This is a genomic window from Mycobacterium sp. (assembly GCF_965229105.1).
Lineage (GTDB): Bacteria > Actinomycetota > Actinomycetes > Mycobacteriales > Mycobacteriaceae > Mycobacterium.
In genome coordinates, this window is sequence record NZ_OZ245858.1 from 2,159,545 (window position 1) to 2,173,497 (window position 13,953).

Sequence of the window (13,953 nt, forward strand, 5' to 3'; positions counted from 1 at the left end):
AGGCGCAAAATGCAGGTATGCCGATACCGAAGCTCTGCATAGCTCAGGACCCTGACGCGGATCAACTGCTGTCTGAGAGCCCGTTCGCCCTGCTTGTGGGAATGATGCTGGATCAACAGATTCCCCTCGAAGTCGCCTTCCGGGGACCGAAGAAGATTGCCGACCGCATGGCAGCGGATCTACAATGTGTTGGTACTTCTCAGCAGATCGCGATGGAAGTCGCATTCGCCGGCCCCAAGAAGATCGCCGACCGGATCGGCGGTTTCGACGCCGAGCTGATCGCCGGCTACAACCCGGACAAGTTCGTTGCGCTCTGCTCGGAAACGCCTGCCATACATCGCTTTCCGGGGTCGATGTCCAAACGGGTGCAGGCGCTGGCGCAGATCATCGTCGATGAGTACGACGGTGATGCCGCCGCGGTGTGGACCGAAGGTAACCCCGACGGGCGGGAAGTGTTCATCCGGCTCAAGAAGCTGCCGGGCTTCGGCGATCAGAAGGCGAAGATCTTCCTGGCCCTGCTCGGTAAGCAGTACGGCATGAAGGCCAAGGGCTGGGAAGAGGTCGCCGGCGATTACGGCAAGAAGGGCACGTTCGTCTCCGTCGCCGATATCCGCGACCAGGCGTCACTGGACAAGGTGCGCAGTCACAAGAAGCAGATGAAGGCGGCCGCGAAAGCCAAGGCCTAGGGCCTTACGGCACCACCGTCGAGCCGATGGTGGGCATGAACTGGCACTGCTTATCGGTCGTGGTGACCTGGCCGAAGATCGTCGACATGATGCTGCCGGAACCGGTGTCGACCACCGCGGTCAACGTGGTCGGGCCCTGCGGGTTGATATCGGAGCGCGGTTTGAGCGTGGCACTGCCCGATTTGCCGGTGGTCAGGTTGACCCAGGTGACGTTCAACGGAAGCTTCTGCACCTCGGCGGGTCCGGATGTGCCGACCGCGGTGAACACGTATGCGGTCTGTGCGGCGGCTGGACCGGGGGTCGGGATATTCGCGGGCCCGGCCACCGAAATGGCTGTGGCGAGGGCGTTTCCACCATCGGGCAAGCAGCCATTACCGATCGACGGGTACATGAAGTCCTGCGTCGGTGGCGTGTCGGGCGCGTAGCCGGGAGGCGCGGTGTTGGGCCCGGTGGAGGTCGCGCCGCCCGGGGACGGCGTTGAGGCTGCCACCGGGCTGATATCTGCACCCGGCGCGGCCGGGGTGGCTGCGGCAGGCGCAGCCGGGGTGGCGGCGGTGGCCGCAGCGGGTGCCGGGGTGGTGATGACCGGGCCGACCGCATGGGCCGGATCCACACCTGGCAACAGATGAGCCTCCATGCCGGGGATCACCCCGGGCGCCGGGACGTGCACGTCGCTCGCCAGAGGCGCAGGGGTAGACCCGGGAACCGCCGCTTGTTTCGTGATCACCGCGGCCGCCGCAGGATCGGACACGAACTGACTGACGGCGCTGGCCAGGCCCTGCGAGTCGGCCGGAGCCGCTTGGTTGCCCGCGAACGCCGCCGCGGCCGCCATCAGCATCGACGCGGCGTTGCTCGGGTCCGCGGCGGCCTGTTGGATTGCCGGACTCAGGGACTGCACGGCTGGTAGGCCAGGAGCTGTCAGCCCGTCGATCGGCATCGGGCTTGGCGCTGCCGGATCAGCGGTGGCGATACCGCTGAACAGCAGTGCCGCCGATGAACCCATCGCGATGGCGGTGGTAGCAAACAGCGTCCTGGTCGACATCAACAAACGTCCAATCCTGGTGAGGGGTCGATCAGGGCAATGCGGACACGGGGAACAGTGCCGGCACCGGCGCGATGGGGGCGGCGACGGGCGCTGTCCCGATCGGCGACACCGGGTTGCTGCCCAGGTTGGGCGAGGGGAGTCCGGCAGCCGGGAACAGGGCCGTCAGATCCGTCGGGAAAGGCAGGTTTGCCGGCAGCGGCACGGGCAGTCCGGGGATCGTCGACAGGCCGGCCGGGGCGGGGACCGCCGCGGTTACCGGCATACCGGGAAGGGCGGCGCCGGGCAGTGCCGCGGCGGCGGCAGGCAGGGCTCCCGGCAGGACGCCGGGCAGGGCTGCGGCCGGCTGAGGCAGGTTCACCGAGGCAGTTGCCAGCGATGGCGAGGCGGTACCCAGGGTAGGTAGCGCCGAAGCCGGGATTGACGGTGTGGCAGCCGAAGTCGCATTCAGCCCGGTCAGCATTGCGCTGGCCTGCTGCAGTAGCTGAGGTGCCTTCGCCGGGTCCATCAACTGCTCCATGATGTTGATGCCGGGGATGGTCGGACTTGGCGGCAGAGCGGGCTCTGCCTTGGCGATTCCACCCGTCAGCAGCGCGGCCGACGAGCCCACGACAATGGCGGTTGCACTGAATAGGCTCTTGGTGCGTGACATGACTCTCCCAGTTCCTCGATAGCGGTATGACCCGAACGTACGTTGTTACTGGAGTTACTCAAGTGACACGTGTGGCATTTATCCAACCGTTACGGTTCCGACGGGCGATGGTGATGTGGGCACCGCCTCGACGCCCCTGCGACACGGCGCCGGTGCCGGGGTGCCACTCGGAGCGCAGAGCCCATGCGGTCGATAGAGTCGAGCAAATAAACACGACCGTCCGCCGGCTGACTGCGCTGGCCCCGCTACTGCTCGCGGCGAGTATCGCGGCGCGGCTGGGCTGGACGTACTTCGTGCCCAACGGCGCAAACTTCGTCGATCTACACGTCTACATCGGCGGTGCGGAGGCACTCAACCGGGCGGGCACGCTCTATGACTACGTCTACGCCGATCAGACGCCCGACTTCCCGCTGCCGTTCACCTATCCACCGTTTGCCGCGCTGGTGTTCTATCCGCTGCATCTGTTGCCGTTCGGCGTCGTGGCGTTTGCCTGGCAGGTCGGCATCATCGCTGCGCTCTACGGCGTGGTGCGGGTCAGTCAGCGACTGCTCGGTATCGAAGGTGGCCAGCGCTCGGCGATGCTGTGGACCGCCGCGTCGATCTGGATCGAGCCGCTACGCAGCACCTTCGACTACGGCCAGATCAACGTGGTGCTGGTGCTCATGGTGCTGTGGGCGGTGTCCAGCAGCAGATGGTGGCTGTCGGGTCTGCTGGTCGGCCTGGCCGCGGGTATCAAACTGACACCGGCGGTCAGCGGACTCTATTTCGTCGGTGCCCGGCGCTGGGGCGCGGTGGTGTTCTCCGCCGTCGTGTTCCTGGCGACAATTGGCGTGTCGGTGTTGATCGTCGGTCAGCAGGGTCGTTACTACTTCACCGATCTGCTCGGGGACGCCAGCCGCGTCGGACCGATCGGGACATCGTTCAACCAGTCGTGGCGCGGCGGCATATCGCGGATCCTCGGTTACGACGCCGGCTTCGGACCGTTGGTCCTCGGCGCGGTTGCGGTCACGGCCGTGCTGGCGTTCTTCGCCTGGCGGGCCGTCAATAGTTCCGAGCCCGACCGATTGGGTTCGATCATCGTCGTGCAGTTGTTCGGTCTGCTGCTATCGCCGATCTCCTGGACGCATCACTGGGTGTGGTTGGTACCGCTGATCATCTGGCTCATCCAGGGGCCCTACCGGTACCTGACCGAGGCGCGGATCTTGGGCTGGGGCTGGCTGGTGCTGACCGGAATTGGTGTGCCATGGCTGTTGAGTTTCGCTCAGCCCACCATCTGGCAGATTTCGCGACCCTGGTACCTGGCTTGGGCCGGCCTCATCTACATCGTCGCGACGCTGCTGACCCTGGGGTGGATCGCGTTGGCGCCGCTCAGGTTCCCAGCTGGTCGACGATCCCGTCGATCTCCTTCGCCATCGCCACATCCTTGCGGGTAATGCCGCCCTCTGAGTGCGTCACGAGTGCGAAAGTCACTGTCCGCCAACGGATATCGATATCGGGATGATGATCCTGGGCTTCGGCATGCTCGGCTACCCGGCGCACGGCGTCGATACCTTCGAGGAAAGCGTCGAACGTTATCGACCGGCGCAGCGCACCGTCGGCGCGCTCCCATCCGTTCAGATCTTTGGTAGCGGAGTCCACTTCGTCATTGGTTAACACGGCCATCGTGTCATTGTCCCCGGTGTGGCGTCTGCCCAAACTCCCGTCCGATACCAGGCGGGAAACGCCACGGTTAACACCAGGCGACACGACGTGGATTATTGCGTTCGAAATGAATCGAACCTCTGACATAACCGTCAATTATGTCTATGCTGCGTTTGCTGAGAGGTTGACGGGTCTCGACCGCGAAGCTGTTACCGGTCCGATTCCTAGGGGAAGTGAAAATACATTGAGTACAGGCGTTGCGATGGAGGCTGCCCACATTCGGGGGCGTTCGGCTGGACTGCGAATGAGTCGCGTCGAGTTCGGGCTTGGGGCACTGGGTAATTCGAGGGCATTGACCTGGGTGGGTGCATCCGCGATCGCCTTGGGTGTCGGCGCGGCGCTGGCCTCGATGCCGGCTACGGCCTCGGCCGACACTGGTGGATCATCCGGTGCGAAGGATTCGAGCGCGTCGAGCAGTTCAGCGGCTGCCGGCCCGTCGAAGTCGACAGGGCAGGCCAGCTCGGCCAAGGCGAAGTCCCGTCCCGGACCATCCAGCGCGGTGTCATCGTCGGGGGGTTCCACCGCCGGCGCATCGAAGCGGGCAGTCACCTCTGCCGCCGCGGTGAACGCGGCCCCAAACTCGGCCGCTGTCTTGGCTTCTCCCGATCCAATCTTCAGCTTCTTCGTCGGCGACGGCACGGCAGAGCATCCCAACGCCGGAATCCTTGTTGGCAACGGTTACTCGTGGACCGCCGCGACGTGCACCGGCACCACCGCCTGCACCGGCGGGAACGGCGGAGCTCTCGGTAACGGAGGTAGTGGATACAACGGTGGCAACGGCGGCGCTGCCGGCATCGCCGGTAACGGCGGTAACGGCGGCACTGGCCTGGCCGGAGTCAACGGCGGCGCCGGCGGTAACGGCGGCAACGGCGGTTTGCTCTTCGGTAATGGCGGTAGCGGTGGTTCGGGCGGTGTCGCCGTGGACGGTGTCGACCTGACTGTCACCGGCGGTGTCGGTGGCAAGGGCGGCGGCGGTGGCCTGCTGACCGGTAATGGAGGTGCCGGTGGCACCGGGGGTAGTGCGATACCGAACGGGGCCACCGGCGGTGCAGGCGGCCGCGGTGGCGATACCGGGTTGTTGTCGTATTCAGGCACCGGCGGCGCCGGTGGGGCCGGCGGGCAAGCGACCAACGGTGGCGCGGGCGGCGCTGGCGGGAGCGGCGGATTGTTGTCACTGTCGGCCACCGGCGGTGCCGGCGGTGCCGGGGGAGTGAGCCCATTTAAGGGTTACGGCAGTGATCACGGCGGTAACGGTGGCAAGGGTGGTAACGGCGGATTCTGGTCGGGCAACGGCGGTATCGGCGGTGACGGCGGTGTCGGCGGTGGCGACGGCGGCCGCGGCGGTGACGTCGGGCTGCTGTCGATGTTCGGCAGGGGCGGCAATGGCGGTGCCGGCGGTTGGGGGCAGGAGGGCAACCCAGGCGTCAATGGCACCGAAGAAAGCGTCAATGGCGGCGATGGCTCGCCCGGCGGCACCGGTGGCAGTGGCGGCGACGGCGGCGCGGGCAGCCTGATATTCGGGACCGGTGGTGAAGGCGGTGACGGCGGGGGCGGCGGCGCGGGCGGCAAGGGCGGTGCAGGTTTCAACGTTGCGAGTGTCCAAACCGGCGATGCCCCGGACGGCGGCAACGGCGGTAATGGCGGCGTCGGTGGTGACGGTGGTGCTCACGGCGGTGCCGGCGGCACCGGTCGGTACTTCTTGGTGATCTCGTCGACCGGCGCGGACGGCACCAACGGTTGGGGCGGTAAAGGTGGTGCCGGCGGTAAGGGCGGCGCGGCGGGCAATACCCAAGACCGTGCAGCAAGCGGCGGTAATGGCGGAGTTGGCGGGGCAGGTGGTCGCGGTGGGGCTGGCGGTGCCGCTACCGGTAGTGCTGCCGGTGGCGGGGGTGACGGCGGTGCTGGCGCTGCAGGAGGCCCCTCAGGTTGGGGTGGCACGGCCGGTAACGGCGGTAACGGCGGCGTCGGTGGTGACGGCGGTTCCGGAGGTGCCGGGAACTCGACCTATGTCGGCGGTAACGCCGGCTCCGGGGGCGACGGCGGTGCCGCAGGAGCGGGCGCCAACGGTTGGAGTAACGGTGGCAATGGTGGCAACGGTGGCAACGGCGGTGACGGCGGCGCAGGCGGTGTCAACGGCGGCGCGGGAGGTGGCAACGGTGGTACTGCCGGCGACGGCGGTGCGCTCGGGGTCGGCGGCTACGGCCCGATCAGCAAAGGCACGAGTGGCAGCGCGGGCGTAGACGGAAAGCCAGGAGATTCTGGTGCCAGCGCAGCAGTGACCGCGCTGGCGTCGGTGTCGGCGACGGTTACTCCGCAGGCGGCAGCGCCGGTGACGTTGCAGTCGCTGTGGTCGGATCTCTCTTCCCAACTGACCTACATCTTCTTTAACCAAGCACCCACCGGGTACGACAGCCAGAAGCCGCAGACCGGGCAGGGCACGATCGGCGGGACCGTTTACGGCACCAGCCATAACGGCTACGGAGTGACCTACTCCCTGTCGACGCCGCCCAAGTACGGCACCGTGGAGCTTGACGAAGCCACGGGGCAGTACACCTACACGCCAGGCACCGGTCTGGCCCAAGCCGGGATTACCGACACCTTCACCATCACCTTGAACAACGGATCCGGTGCACAGCTGCCCGGGCTGTTGGGTGGGTTACAGGGTGCGTTGCATTACCTGGCCGTCCAGATGGGCGTATCCCAGCCCGACACCAGCCTGACAACCGTCACCGTCAAGGTCACCGGCGACGGCCAGTATGGCGATGTGGCCAACGCGCAGTACGCCACGGAGCAGCACTTCGACAACTGCGCGCTGATGGCGACGGCCGCGTCAATCCAGCAGCTCACCGGCAAGACAGTGACTGAGAAGGAGATCGTCGGGCTCGCCAAGACCACGAACAGCGTCGCCCACCCGGGTAGCAAAATGTACTTGGGCGAGGATATTTCCGAGGGCGTGGGGATGCAGGACGCTGCTGTGCTTCTGCAGAAGTACTACGGCCTGAATGCGACCGTCACCCATTACGGGACGGATACCACGGCGGCACTTTCGCAACTGGAGGCCTCGCTGGCCAACGGAGACGCGACGATGACGACCGTTGCTATCGGCGGGATCTGGAATTCGGTTCCCGGAGCGTCCACCGTCACCAACCCCAACTACACCGTTCTGGACCACGAAATTGTGGTCATCGCGGTGGATGCGGCCAACGGTTGGGTGTATGTCAACGACAGTTCGGCCACCAATACTGAGGGCGACTACATCGGTAAGGGCATGAAGGTGTCGTTGGGCGCTTTCCTGACCGGGTGGCAGGCCAGCAAGTACGAGCTCACGGTTGTCAGCAAGCCGGCGGCAGTGTCCGGCGGGGCTGAGATCGCCGCCTAAGGCGGGGCTTCGGGCCGTCGGCTCGGCGGGCAAATCGCGCCGAGCCGACGATCCGCGGTCATGGACAGGGCATCGCCTTCTCTGATGTGAGTTCGACAAATGAAGTGAATTACTGACGTATGCGTCAATAAGTTTTATGCTCGCTTTGCTGCGGCGTGCGCGGATCGGCTGCGGCACGGTTGCCGGCCGCGATTCCTGGGGGAGTGAAGAAACATGAGTTCTGCCTTTGCGACGAAATCTGCTCACGTTCGTGGACTGCGGTTGAACCGCGTCGAGTTTGGGCTTGGGGCACTGGGTAATTCGCGCGTCTTGACGTGGGTCGGCGCGTCGGCGATCGCCGTGGGTGTTGGCGCCGCGCTGGCTTCGATGCCTGCCGCGGCTTCGGCTGACACCGGCGGTTCGGCCGGTGCGAAGGACTCGAGCGCGTCGAGTAACTCGGCGGCGGCCGGCCCGTCGAAGTCGACAGGGCAGGCCGGCTCGGCCAAGGTGAAGTCCCGTCCCCGGCCGACCAGTGAGGTTTCGTCGTCGGGCGGCTCCACCGTCAGTACGGCCAAGCGCTCTGCGGTGACCGCGGTACCGAACTCGATCGCGGCGACGCCCGATCCGATCAGCTTCTTCTTCGGTGACGGCACCGCGACCAACCCCAACGGCGGGGTCATCGTCGGCAATGGCTACTCCTGGACCGCAGCGACGTGCACCGGTGCGACCTCCTGCACCGGTGGTAACGGTGGCTTGCTGGGCAACGGGGGTAACGGTTTCAACGGCGGCAATGGTGGCGCGGCCGGCGCCATAGGTAACGGCGGCGACGGCGGGGCCGGAGAGGCCGCGGTAAACGGCGGTACCGGCGGCAACGGCGGGGCCGGTGGTTGGTTGACAGGCAACGGCGGTGCGGGCGGCGCGGGCGCCAAGGCCCCGAACGGAGCCGCAGGCGGTAAGGGCGGCTCGGCCGGCATGGTCGGCAACGGTGGTGCTGGCGGTGCGGCCGGCGATCTGCTGGGCGATGTTGCAACCGTGGGAGCCAGCGGCGGCAGCGGCGGTGATGGCGGGTCGCTGTATGGCAACGGCGGCCAAGGTGGCGCCGGCGGGAACGCAATCCCCGAGGGTGCCACCGGCGGCACCGGCGGTCGTGGTGGCAACACGGGACTGCTGTCGATATCGGGTAACGCAGGCAATGGCGGTGACGGCGGCGGCGCCACCAACGGCGGCACGGGGGGCAACGGCGGCAGCGGCGGACTGCTGTCCGTCTTTGCCAACGGCGGGGCCGGTGGTGTGGGCGGTGCAGGTCCGGCAAACACCAGCACCGGCGGTGTCGGGGGCAAGGGCGGTGCCGGCGGCAACGGCGGCCTCTGGTCGGGCAATGGCGGCGATGGCGGAAAAGGCGGCTATGCGGGCGGTGATGGCGGCAACGGCGGCAGTGTCGGGCTGCTCGCCCTCCTCGGTAGGGGCGGCGACGGCGGCGACGGTGGTCTGGGCCAGACCGGCAGAGTCGGCACGAACGGAACGCGCGATGGCAGTGGTCCGGTCGACGGCGGTGACGGATTCGCCGGTGGTGCCGGTGGCACTGGTGGGAACGGGGGCTCGGGCAGCTGGGTCCTCGGTAACGGCGGCGACGCCGGGGATGGTGGCGCCGGCGGAGCAGGCGGTAACGGGGGTAAAGGCGCTAATGGAGGGGAACCGGTCACCGTAGATGCCGGGCTGGTCGGCGGCGATGGCGGCAGCGGCGGTACCGGCGGCGTCGGCGGTGCCCGCGGTAGCTCGGCTGGTACGGGCCGCTACTTCTTTGTGTTCGCCTCCAACGGCGAAGCCGGTGACACCGGCGCCGGTGGCGTGGGCGGCAAGGGCGGTAACGGTGGCGAGGGTGGCGACACGAAAGCGCCTTCAGGAACCGGTGGCGCCGGGGGACGCGGCGGTAACGGCGGTGTTGGCGGTACCGGTGGGGCCGGCACCGACGTCGCGCCCGGCGCATCCGGCGGCAATGGCGGCATCGGCGGCACCGGAGGCGGAGGCGGCACGGGTGGCTACAACCCGAACGACTCCACCAACCCCACCGGGATCGCAGGAGCGGCCGGCGCGGCCGGGACCGGCGGCGCGGGCGGCAATGGCGGGGCCGGTTCAGCCACCCAGACCAGCGGACCAGGCGGGGCCGGCGGCGACGGTGGTGAGGGCGGCATCGGTGGCGCCGGAGCCAACGGCAGCAACGGCGCCACCGGAGGCGCCGGCGGCGATGGTGGTGATGGCGGCATCGACGCCGGCGGTGGACGTGGAGCCGGCGGCTACGGCGGCTCCGGCGGAGAGGGAGGCGGCGGCGGTTCCGCCGCCGAGACAGGCACTCCGGGCAACAAGGGTGCGTACGGGGTTAGCGGCGACAATGGGACACCCCCGCCGGCGACGCAAGCGGTCAGCGCGTCGTCGAGTGGTGTCACAGCCGCGGCTGCCGAACAGTCGCCATTGTCTGGCTTCATTGCGCAGCTCAATTACATCTTCTTCAACCATGCCCCGAGTGTGGACCCGAACCAAAGTTCAAACGCCGCGGGCACGAAGCTGGTCACTGGTGACGTAAATGCCAAGAGCAACAATGGTTTTGGCGTCACTTACACCCTCAGTGGTGAACCAAAGTACGGCAAGGTTGTCCTGGATGAGGCGACCGGAAAATACACCTACACCGTTGATTCGACGCTGGTGACACCCGGTATCACCGATTCGTTCACGGTGACCGTCGACAACGGAGTCGGTGCCCAGCTACCCGGGCTGGCGGGCGTGGTGCAGAGCGCGCTGCACGCTTGGGCCATCCAGATGGGATTGGCCAAACCCGACACCCATACCGAGACCATCACCGTCAAGATCGCCGGAACCGGTTCGTACGGCAATCCGGCACTGAACCAGAAATGGTGGGTGAAGCAGAGTTACTACAACTGTGTGCTCATCGCCGGGGCAATGGCGGTTGGTCAGGTGACCGGAACTGAGCCGGATGAAGCCGACATCGTCGGGCTGGCCAAGATCACCAACAGCATTTCCAAACCGGGCTCCAAGATGTTCTTAGACGAGAACATCGAAGACGGCGCCACCTACGAGGACCTGGCGGCGCTGCTCAAGGCCAACTACGGGGTCGATACCGATGTCAAGATCTACGAATCGACCTACCAGCAGGACGGCGAGACGGTAAAAGTCTCCACGCCCGAAGACGGTCAGAGGGCGCTTGATGATCTGAAAGCCATCCTGGCCAACGGGAATGGGGCGGTGGTCGCGGTCAACAGCACCATCATCTGGGCCGCCGTCGAAGGCCAGAATAACGAGCCGGGAGTCCCCAATTACACCAATTCCGACCACGCGGTAGCGGTGATCGGTGTGGACCTCCAAAAAGGCATCGTGTATCTCAACGACAGCGGACCTGCGTTCCAGGGGCAGACCATCACGAACTCGGATGGAGAAGTGGTCAAGAAATACCCGCTGGGCGAGCCGGTCACGCTCGGTGCCTTCATGAGCGCGTGGCAGACCAACGGTTACCTGACAGTCGCGGTCTCGAAGGCAACATAGCCGTCGGGGCAGACGAATGTATCTACTGCGGGCCGGCGGTCGGTAGCGTGACGCGCCATGCCCACCCAGATTGTCGTCGCCGGGGCGCTGATCATCGAGTCGGCGCTGCTGGTGGCTCAACGTGAGCGGCCACCGGAGCTGGCCGGGCTCTGGGAATTGCCCGGTGGCAAGGTCGCCCCTGGGGAGAGCGACGCGGCGGCGCTGATCCGCGAATTGCGTGAGGAACTCGGCGTCGATGTGATGGTCGGCGCCCAACTGGGCGTCGATGTCGCATTGAGCCCGACCGCGACGCTGCGTGCCTATCTCGTCACGCAGACCGGCGGCACGTTGCACCCGCACGATCACCGGGCACTGCGTTGGGTGCGGCTCGGCGAGCTGCGTGCGTTGCCATGGGTGCCCGCTGATACCGCGTGGCTGCCAGACCTGACCGCAGCGTTGGCCGGCTAGTACTTCAGCCGGTCACCCACCACCCGGACGGCTGACGTCTGACCCAGGTGATGCGCCGCGTAGAGCGGATGCGTCAGCACCGGGTGTCGGCAATGCAGGCAAGACGGCTGTGCCAGGTTGGTCGAAGACAGCGTCAAATGGTGACACGCGGCACACCGGACGATGAACAATGCGCCCAGCCAATTCAACAATCCCAGGTAGATCGCGGCAGTGGCAGCCGTGGCAAGCACGGCGATAACGACGACTGTGAGAACTTCGTAAACCGTCATGATGGGGACCTCCAGACACGTCCGACGGATACCACGACGGTACGCTCCCCAAGCTGGGAGGTCACAGCGTTCTACCAGGTCATCACGCTTTTCGAGCGCGCTTGAAGACCTTTTCCAGCTCCTTGCCGCGGATACCTAACAGCTCTGCCTTGTGCACCTTGTGCAATACCAGCGGGCAGCGCTTGCAGCGCGGCTTACTACGGCAACACTTCTTCTTCGGCTTGATGCCGGTCAGATCGGGATACTTCACGCTGAGCTGGTCTTGCCTCTCGGTCGTTCATGCCGTTTTCGTGATCGGGTACTTGCACTGCGACAATGGTTGACGTGGATTTTCAGTCTGATTTTCGGAACGTCGCCATCGTCGCTCACGTCGACCACGGTAAGACAACCCTGGTCGATGCGATGCTGCGGCAGTCCGGCGCCCTTTCCCATCGCGGCGATGACTCTGTCGAGCGCCTGATGGATTCCGGTGACCTGGAAAAGGAAAAGGGCATCACCATCCTGGCCAAGAACACCGCGGTGCACCGACACCACCCCGACGGCAGCATGACGGTCATCAACGTCATCGATACCCCGGGGCACGCCGACTTCGGTGGCGAGGTGGAGCGCGGTCTGTCCATGGTCGACGGGGTGCTGCTGCTGGTCGACGCGTCCGAGGGGCCGTTGCCGCAGACCCGGTTCGTGCTGCGCAAGGCGCTGTCTGCGCACCTGCCGGTGATCGTGGTGGTCAACAAGACCGACCGACCCGACGCGCGGATCGCCGAAGTGGTCTCCGAGAGCCATGACCTGCTGCTCGACGTCGCATCTGACCTCGACGACGAAGCGCAGAAAGCCGCCGAGGACGCCCTCGGCCTGCCGGTCCTCTTTGCCTCCGGCCGGGCCGGCATCGCCAGCCTGGTCGAGCCCGCCAACGGCGAGAACCCCGAGGGTGAGAATCTCGACGCGCTCTTCGACGTGCTGCTCGAGCACATCCCTGCCCCGCAGGGCGATCCAGAAGCACCGCTGCAAGCGCTGGTGACCAACCTCGATGCGTCGGCGTTCCTCGGCCGACTCGCACTCATCCGCATCTACAAGGGCAAGCTCCGCAAGGGGCAAACCGTGGCGTGGATGCGCGAGGTCGACGGCCTGCCCGTCGTCACGAACGCGAAGATCACCGAACTGCTTGCGACCGAGGGCGTGACGCGCCAGCCCACCGAAGAGGCCATCGCCGGTGACATCGTCGCCGTGGCCGGGATGCCCGAGATCATGATCGGCGACACCCTCGCCGATCCCGATCACGCACACGCCTTGCCGCGGATCCACGTCGACGAACCGGCCATCTCGGTGACGATCGGCACCAACACCTCGCCGCTGGCAGGCAAGGTCTCCGGTCACAAGCTGACCGCGCGAATGGTCAAGAACCGCTTGGACAGTGAGCTGATCGGCAACGTGTCGGTCAAGATCGTCGATATCGACCGACCCGACGCGTGGGAGGTCCAGGGCCGCGGTGAGCTCGCGCTGGCCGTACTCGTCGAGCAGATGCGCCGCGAAGGTTTCGAACTGACCGTCGGCAAGCCGCAGGTGGTCACCAAGACCATCGACGGCAAGCTGCACGAGCCGTTTGAGGCGATGACGATCGACTGCCCCGAAGAGTTCGTCGGCGCCATCACCCAGCTGATGGCCGCGCGTAAGGGCCGCATGGAAGAGATGGCCAACCACGCCGCAGGCTGGGTCCGGATGGACTTCATCGTGCCCAGCCGTGGGCTGATCGGTTTCCGTACTGACTTCCTGACGCTGACCCGCGGTACCGGTATCGCCAACGCGGTGTTCGACGGTTACCGACCGTGGGCCGGGGCGATCCGCGCCCGCCACACCGGCTCGCTGGTCTCGGATCGGACCGGAACGGTGACGCCGTTCGCGATGATCCAGCTCTCCGATCGTGGTCAGTTCTTCGTCGAACCCGGTGATGACACCTATGAAGGCCAGGTTGTCGGGATCAACCCGCGCTCTGAGGACCTCGACGTCAACGTGACCCGTGAGAAGAAGCTGACGAATATGCGCTCGGCGACCGCCGACGTCTTCGTGACCCTGGACAGGCCACTGGAATTCGACCTCGAACAGGCCATGGAGTTCTGTAGCGACGATGAATGCGTCGAGGTGACGCCCGAGATCGTCCGCGTCCGCAAGGCGGAGCTGAATGCGACGGCCAGGGCCCGCAGCAAGGCGAGGGCCAAGGCGCAAGGCTGAGCCCCAAGCTGGTCGAT

Annotated in this window: 11 protein-coding genes; 6 read left to right on the forward strand and 5 right to left on the reverse strand. The window is 66.3% G+C overall.

Translation table 11 applies throughout. From position 1 onward, the window contains the following. Positions 1-23 precede the first annotated feature (23 nt). Positions 24-686 (forward strand): HhH-GPD-type base excision DNA repair protein, encoded by a 663-nt coding sequence (locus tag ADBZ9O_RS10465; protein ID WP_526533035.1) that lies wholly within the window; start codon positions 24-26, stop codon positions 684-686. A 4-nt stretch (positions 687-690) separates the two neighbouring features. On the opposite strand, the gene ADBZ9O_RS10470 is transcribed toward ADBZ9O_RS10465, so the two are convergent. Both ADBZ9O_RS10470 and ADBZ9O_RS10475 read right to left on the reverse strand, forming a co-directional pair. Beyond that, positions 691-1,728, reverse strand: coding sequence for an Rv1157c family protein (locus tag ADBZ9O_RS10470; RefSeq protein WP_526530896.1), 1,038 nt, complete (start codon positions 1,726-1,728; stop codon positions 691-693). Positions 1,729-1,759: 31 nt separating this feature from the next. Beyond that, complete coding sequence (locus ADBZ9O_RS10475; protein WP_526530897.1) at positions 1,760-2,380, reverse strand: hypothetical protein; 621 nt, start codon at positions 2,378-2,380, stop codon at positions 1,760-1,762. A 107-nt stretch (positions 2,381-2,487) separates the two neighbouring features. Between ADBZ9O_RS10475 and ADBZ9O_RS10480 the strand changes: the two genes are divergently transcribed. Further along, positions 2,488-3,813 (forward strand): mannosyltransferase, encoded by a 1,326-nt coding sequence (locus ADBZ9O_RS10480; RefSeq protein WP_526533037.1) that lies wholly within the window; start codon positions 2,488-2,490, stop codon positions 3,811-3,813. Here ADBZ9O_RS10480 and ADBZ9O_RS10485 read toward each other — a convergent pair. Further along, positions 3,749-4,042 carry a 4a-hydroxytetrahydrobiopterin dehydratase gene (locus ADBZ9O_RS10485; protein ID WP_526530898.1) on the reverse strand — a complete coding sequence of 98 codons (294 nt, stop codon included), beginning with the start codon at positions 4,040-4,042 and terminating at the stop codon, positions 3,749-3,751. The two genes, ADBZ9O_RS10480 and ADBZ9O_RS10485, sit on opposite strands and share 65 nt — an antisense overlap. A 283-nt stretch (positions 4,043-4,325) precedes the next feature. Here ADBZ9O_RS10485 and ADBZ9O_RS10490 point away from each other — a divergent pair, with 283 nt between their 5' ends. The 3 genes from ADBZ9O_RS10490 to ADBZ9O_RS10500 all read left to right on the forward strand — a co-directional run bounded on the left by ADBZ9O_RS10490 (position 4,326) and on the right by ADBZ9O_RS10500 (position 11,441). Next, complete coding sequence (locus ADBZ9O_RS10490) at positions 4,326-7,460, forward strand: hypothetical protein (RefSeq protein WP_526530899.1); 3,135 nt, start codon at positions 4,326-4,328, stop codon at positions 7,458-7,460. 213 nt (positions 7,461-7,673) lie between these two features. Beyond that, positions 7,674-10,994 carry a hypothetical protein gene (locus ADBZ9O_RS10495; RefSeq protein WP_526530900.1) on the forward strand — a complete coding sequence of 1,107 codons (3,321 nt, stop codon included), beginning with the start codon at positions 7,674-7,676 and terminating at the stop codon, positions 10,992-10,994. A 57-nt stretch (positions 10,995-11,051) separates the two neighbouring features. Continuing rightward, positions 11,052-11,441 (forward strand): (deoxy)nucleoside triphosphate pyrophosphohydrolase, encoded by a 390-nt coding sequence (locus ADBZ9O_RS10500; RefSeq protein WP_526530902.1) that lies wholly within the window; start codon positions 11,052-11,054, stop codon positions 11,439-11,441. Here ADBZ9O_RS10500 and ADBZ9O_RS10505 read toward each other — a convergent pair. Beyond that, complete coding sequence (locus tag ADBZ9O_RS10505; protein WP_526530904.1) at positions 11,438-11,710, reverse strand: hypothetical protein; 273 nt, start codon at positions 11,708-11,710, stop codon at positions 11,438-11,440. The two genes, ADBZ9O_RS10500 and ADBZ9O_RS10505, sit on opposite strands and share 4 nt — an antisense overlap. 82 nt (positions 11,711-11,792) lie before the next feature. Next, a complete protein-coding gene (locus ADBZ9O_RS10510) occupies positions 11,793-11,960 on the reverse strand; it encodes a hypothetical protein (RefSeq protein WP_526530906.1) in 168 nt (55 codons plus the stop codon). Between the two features lie 65 nt (positions 11,961-12,025). On the opposite strand from ADBZ9O_RS10510, the gene typA reads away from it, so the two are divergent. Beyond that, positions 12,026-13,936: a translational GTPase TypA gene (typA, locus tag ADBZ9O_RS10515; RefSeq protein WP_526530908.1), complete on the forward strand. Its 1,911-nt coding sequence runs from the start codon at positions 12,026-12,028 to the stop codon at positions 13,934-13,936. Positions 13,937-13,953 lie beyond the last annotated feature (17 nt).

Excerpts from the sequence above, each read along its gene's own strand:
- ADBZ9O_RS10470 (WP_526530896.1), bottom strand. The coding sequence starts at position 1,728 with ATGTCGACCAGGACGCTGTTTGCTACCACCGCCATCGCGATGGGTTCA.
- ADBZ9O_RS10475 (WP_526530897.1), bottom strand. The coding sequence starts at position 2,380 with ATGTCACGCACCAAGAGCCTATTCAGTGCAACCGCCATTGTCGTGGGC.
- ADBZ9O_RS10480 (WP_526533037.1), top strand. The coding sequence starts at position 2,488 with ATGGTGATGTGGGCACCGCCTCGACGCCCCTGCGACACGGCGCCGGTG.
- ADBZ9O_RS10485 (WP_526530898.1), bottom strand. The coding sequence starts at position 4,042 with ATGGCCGTGTTAACCAATGACGAAGTGGACTCCGCTACCAAAGATCTG.
- ADBZ9O_RS10490 (WP_526530899.1), top strand. The coding sequence starts at position 4,326 with ATGAGTCGCGTCGAGTTCGGGCTTGGGGCACTGGGTAATTCGAGGGCA.
- ADBZ9O_RS10495 (WP_526530900.1), top strand. The coding sequence starts at position 7,674 with ATGAGTTCTGCCTTTGCGACGAAATCTGCTCACGTTCGTGGACTGCGG.
- ADBZ9O_RS10500 (WP_526530902.1), top strand. The coding sequence starts at position 11,052 with ATGCCCACCCAGATTGTCGTCGCCGGGGCGCTGATCATCGAGTCGGCG.
- ADBZ9O_RS10505 (WP_526530904.1), bottom strand. The coding sequence starts at position 11,710 with ATGACGGTTTACGAAGTTCTCACAGTCGTCGTTATCGCCGTGCTTGCC.
- typA (WP_526530908.1), top strand. The coding sequence starts at position 12,026 with ATGGTTGACGTGGATTTTCAGTCTGATTTTCGGAACGTCGCCATCGTC.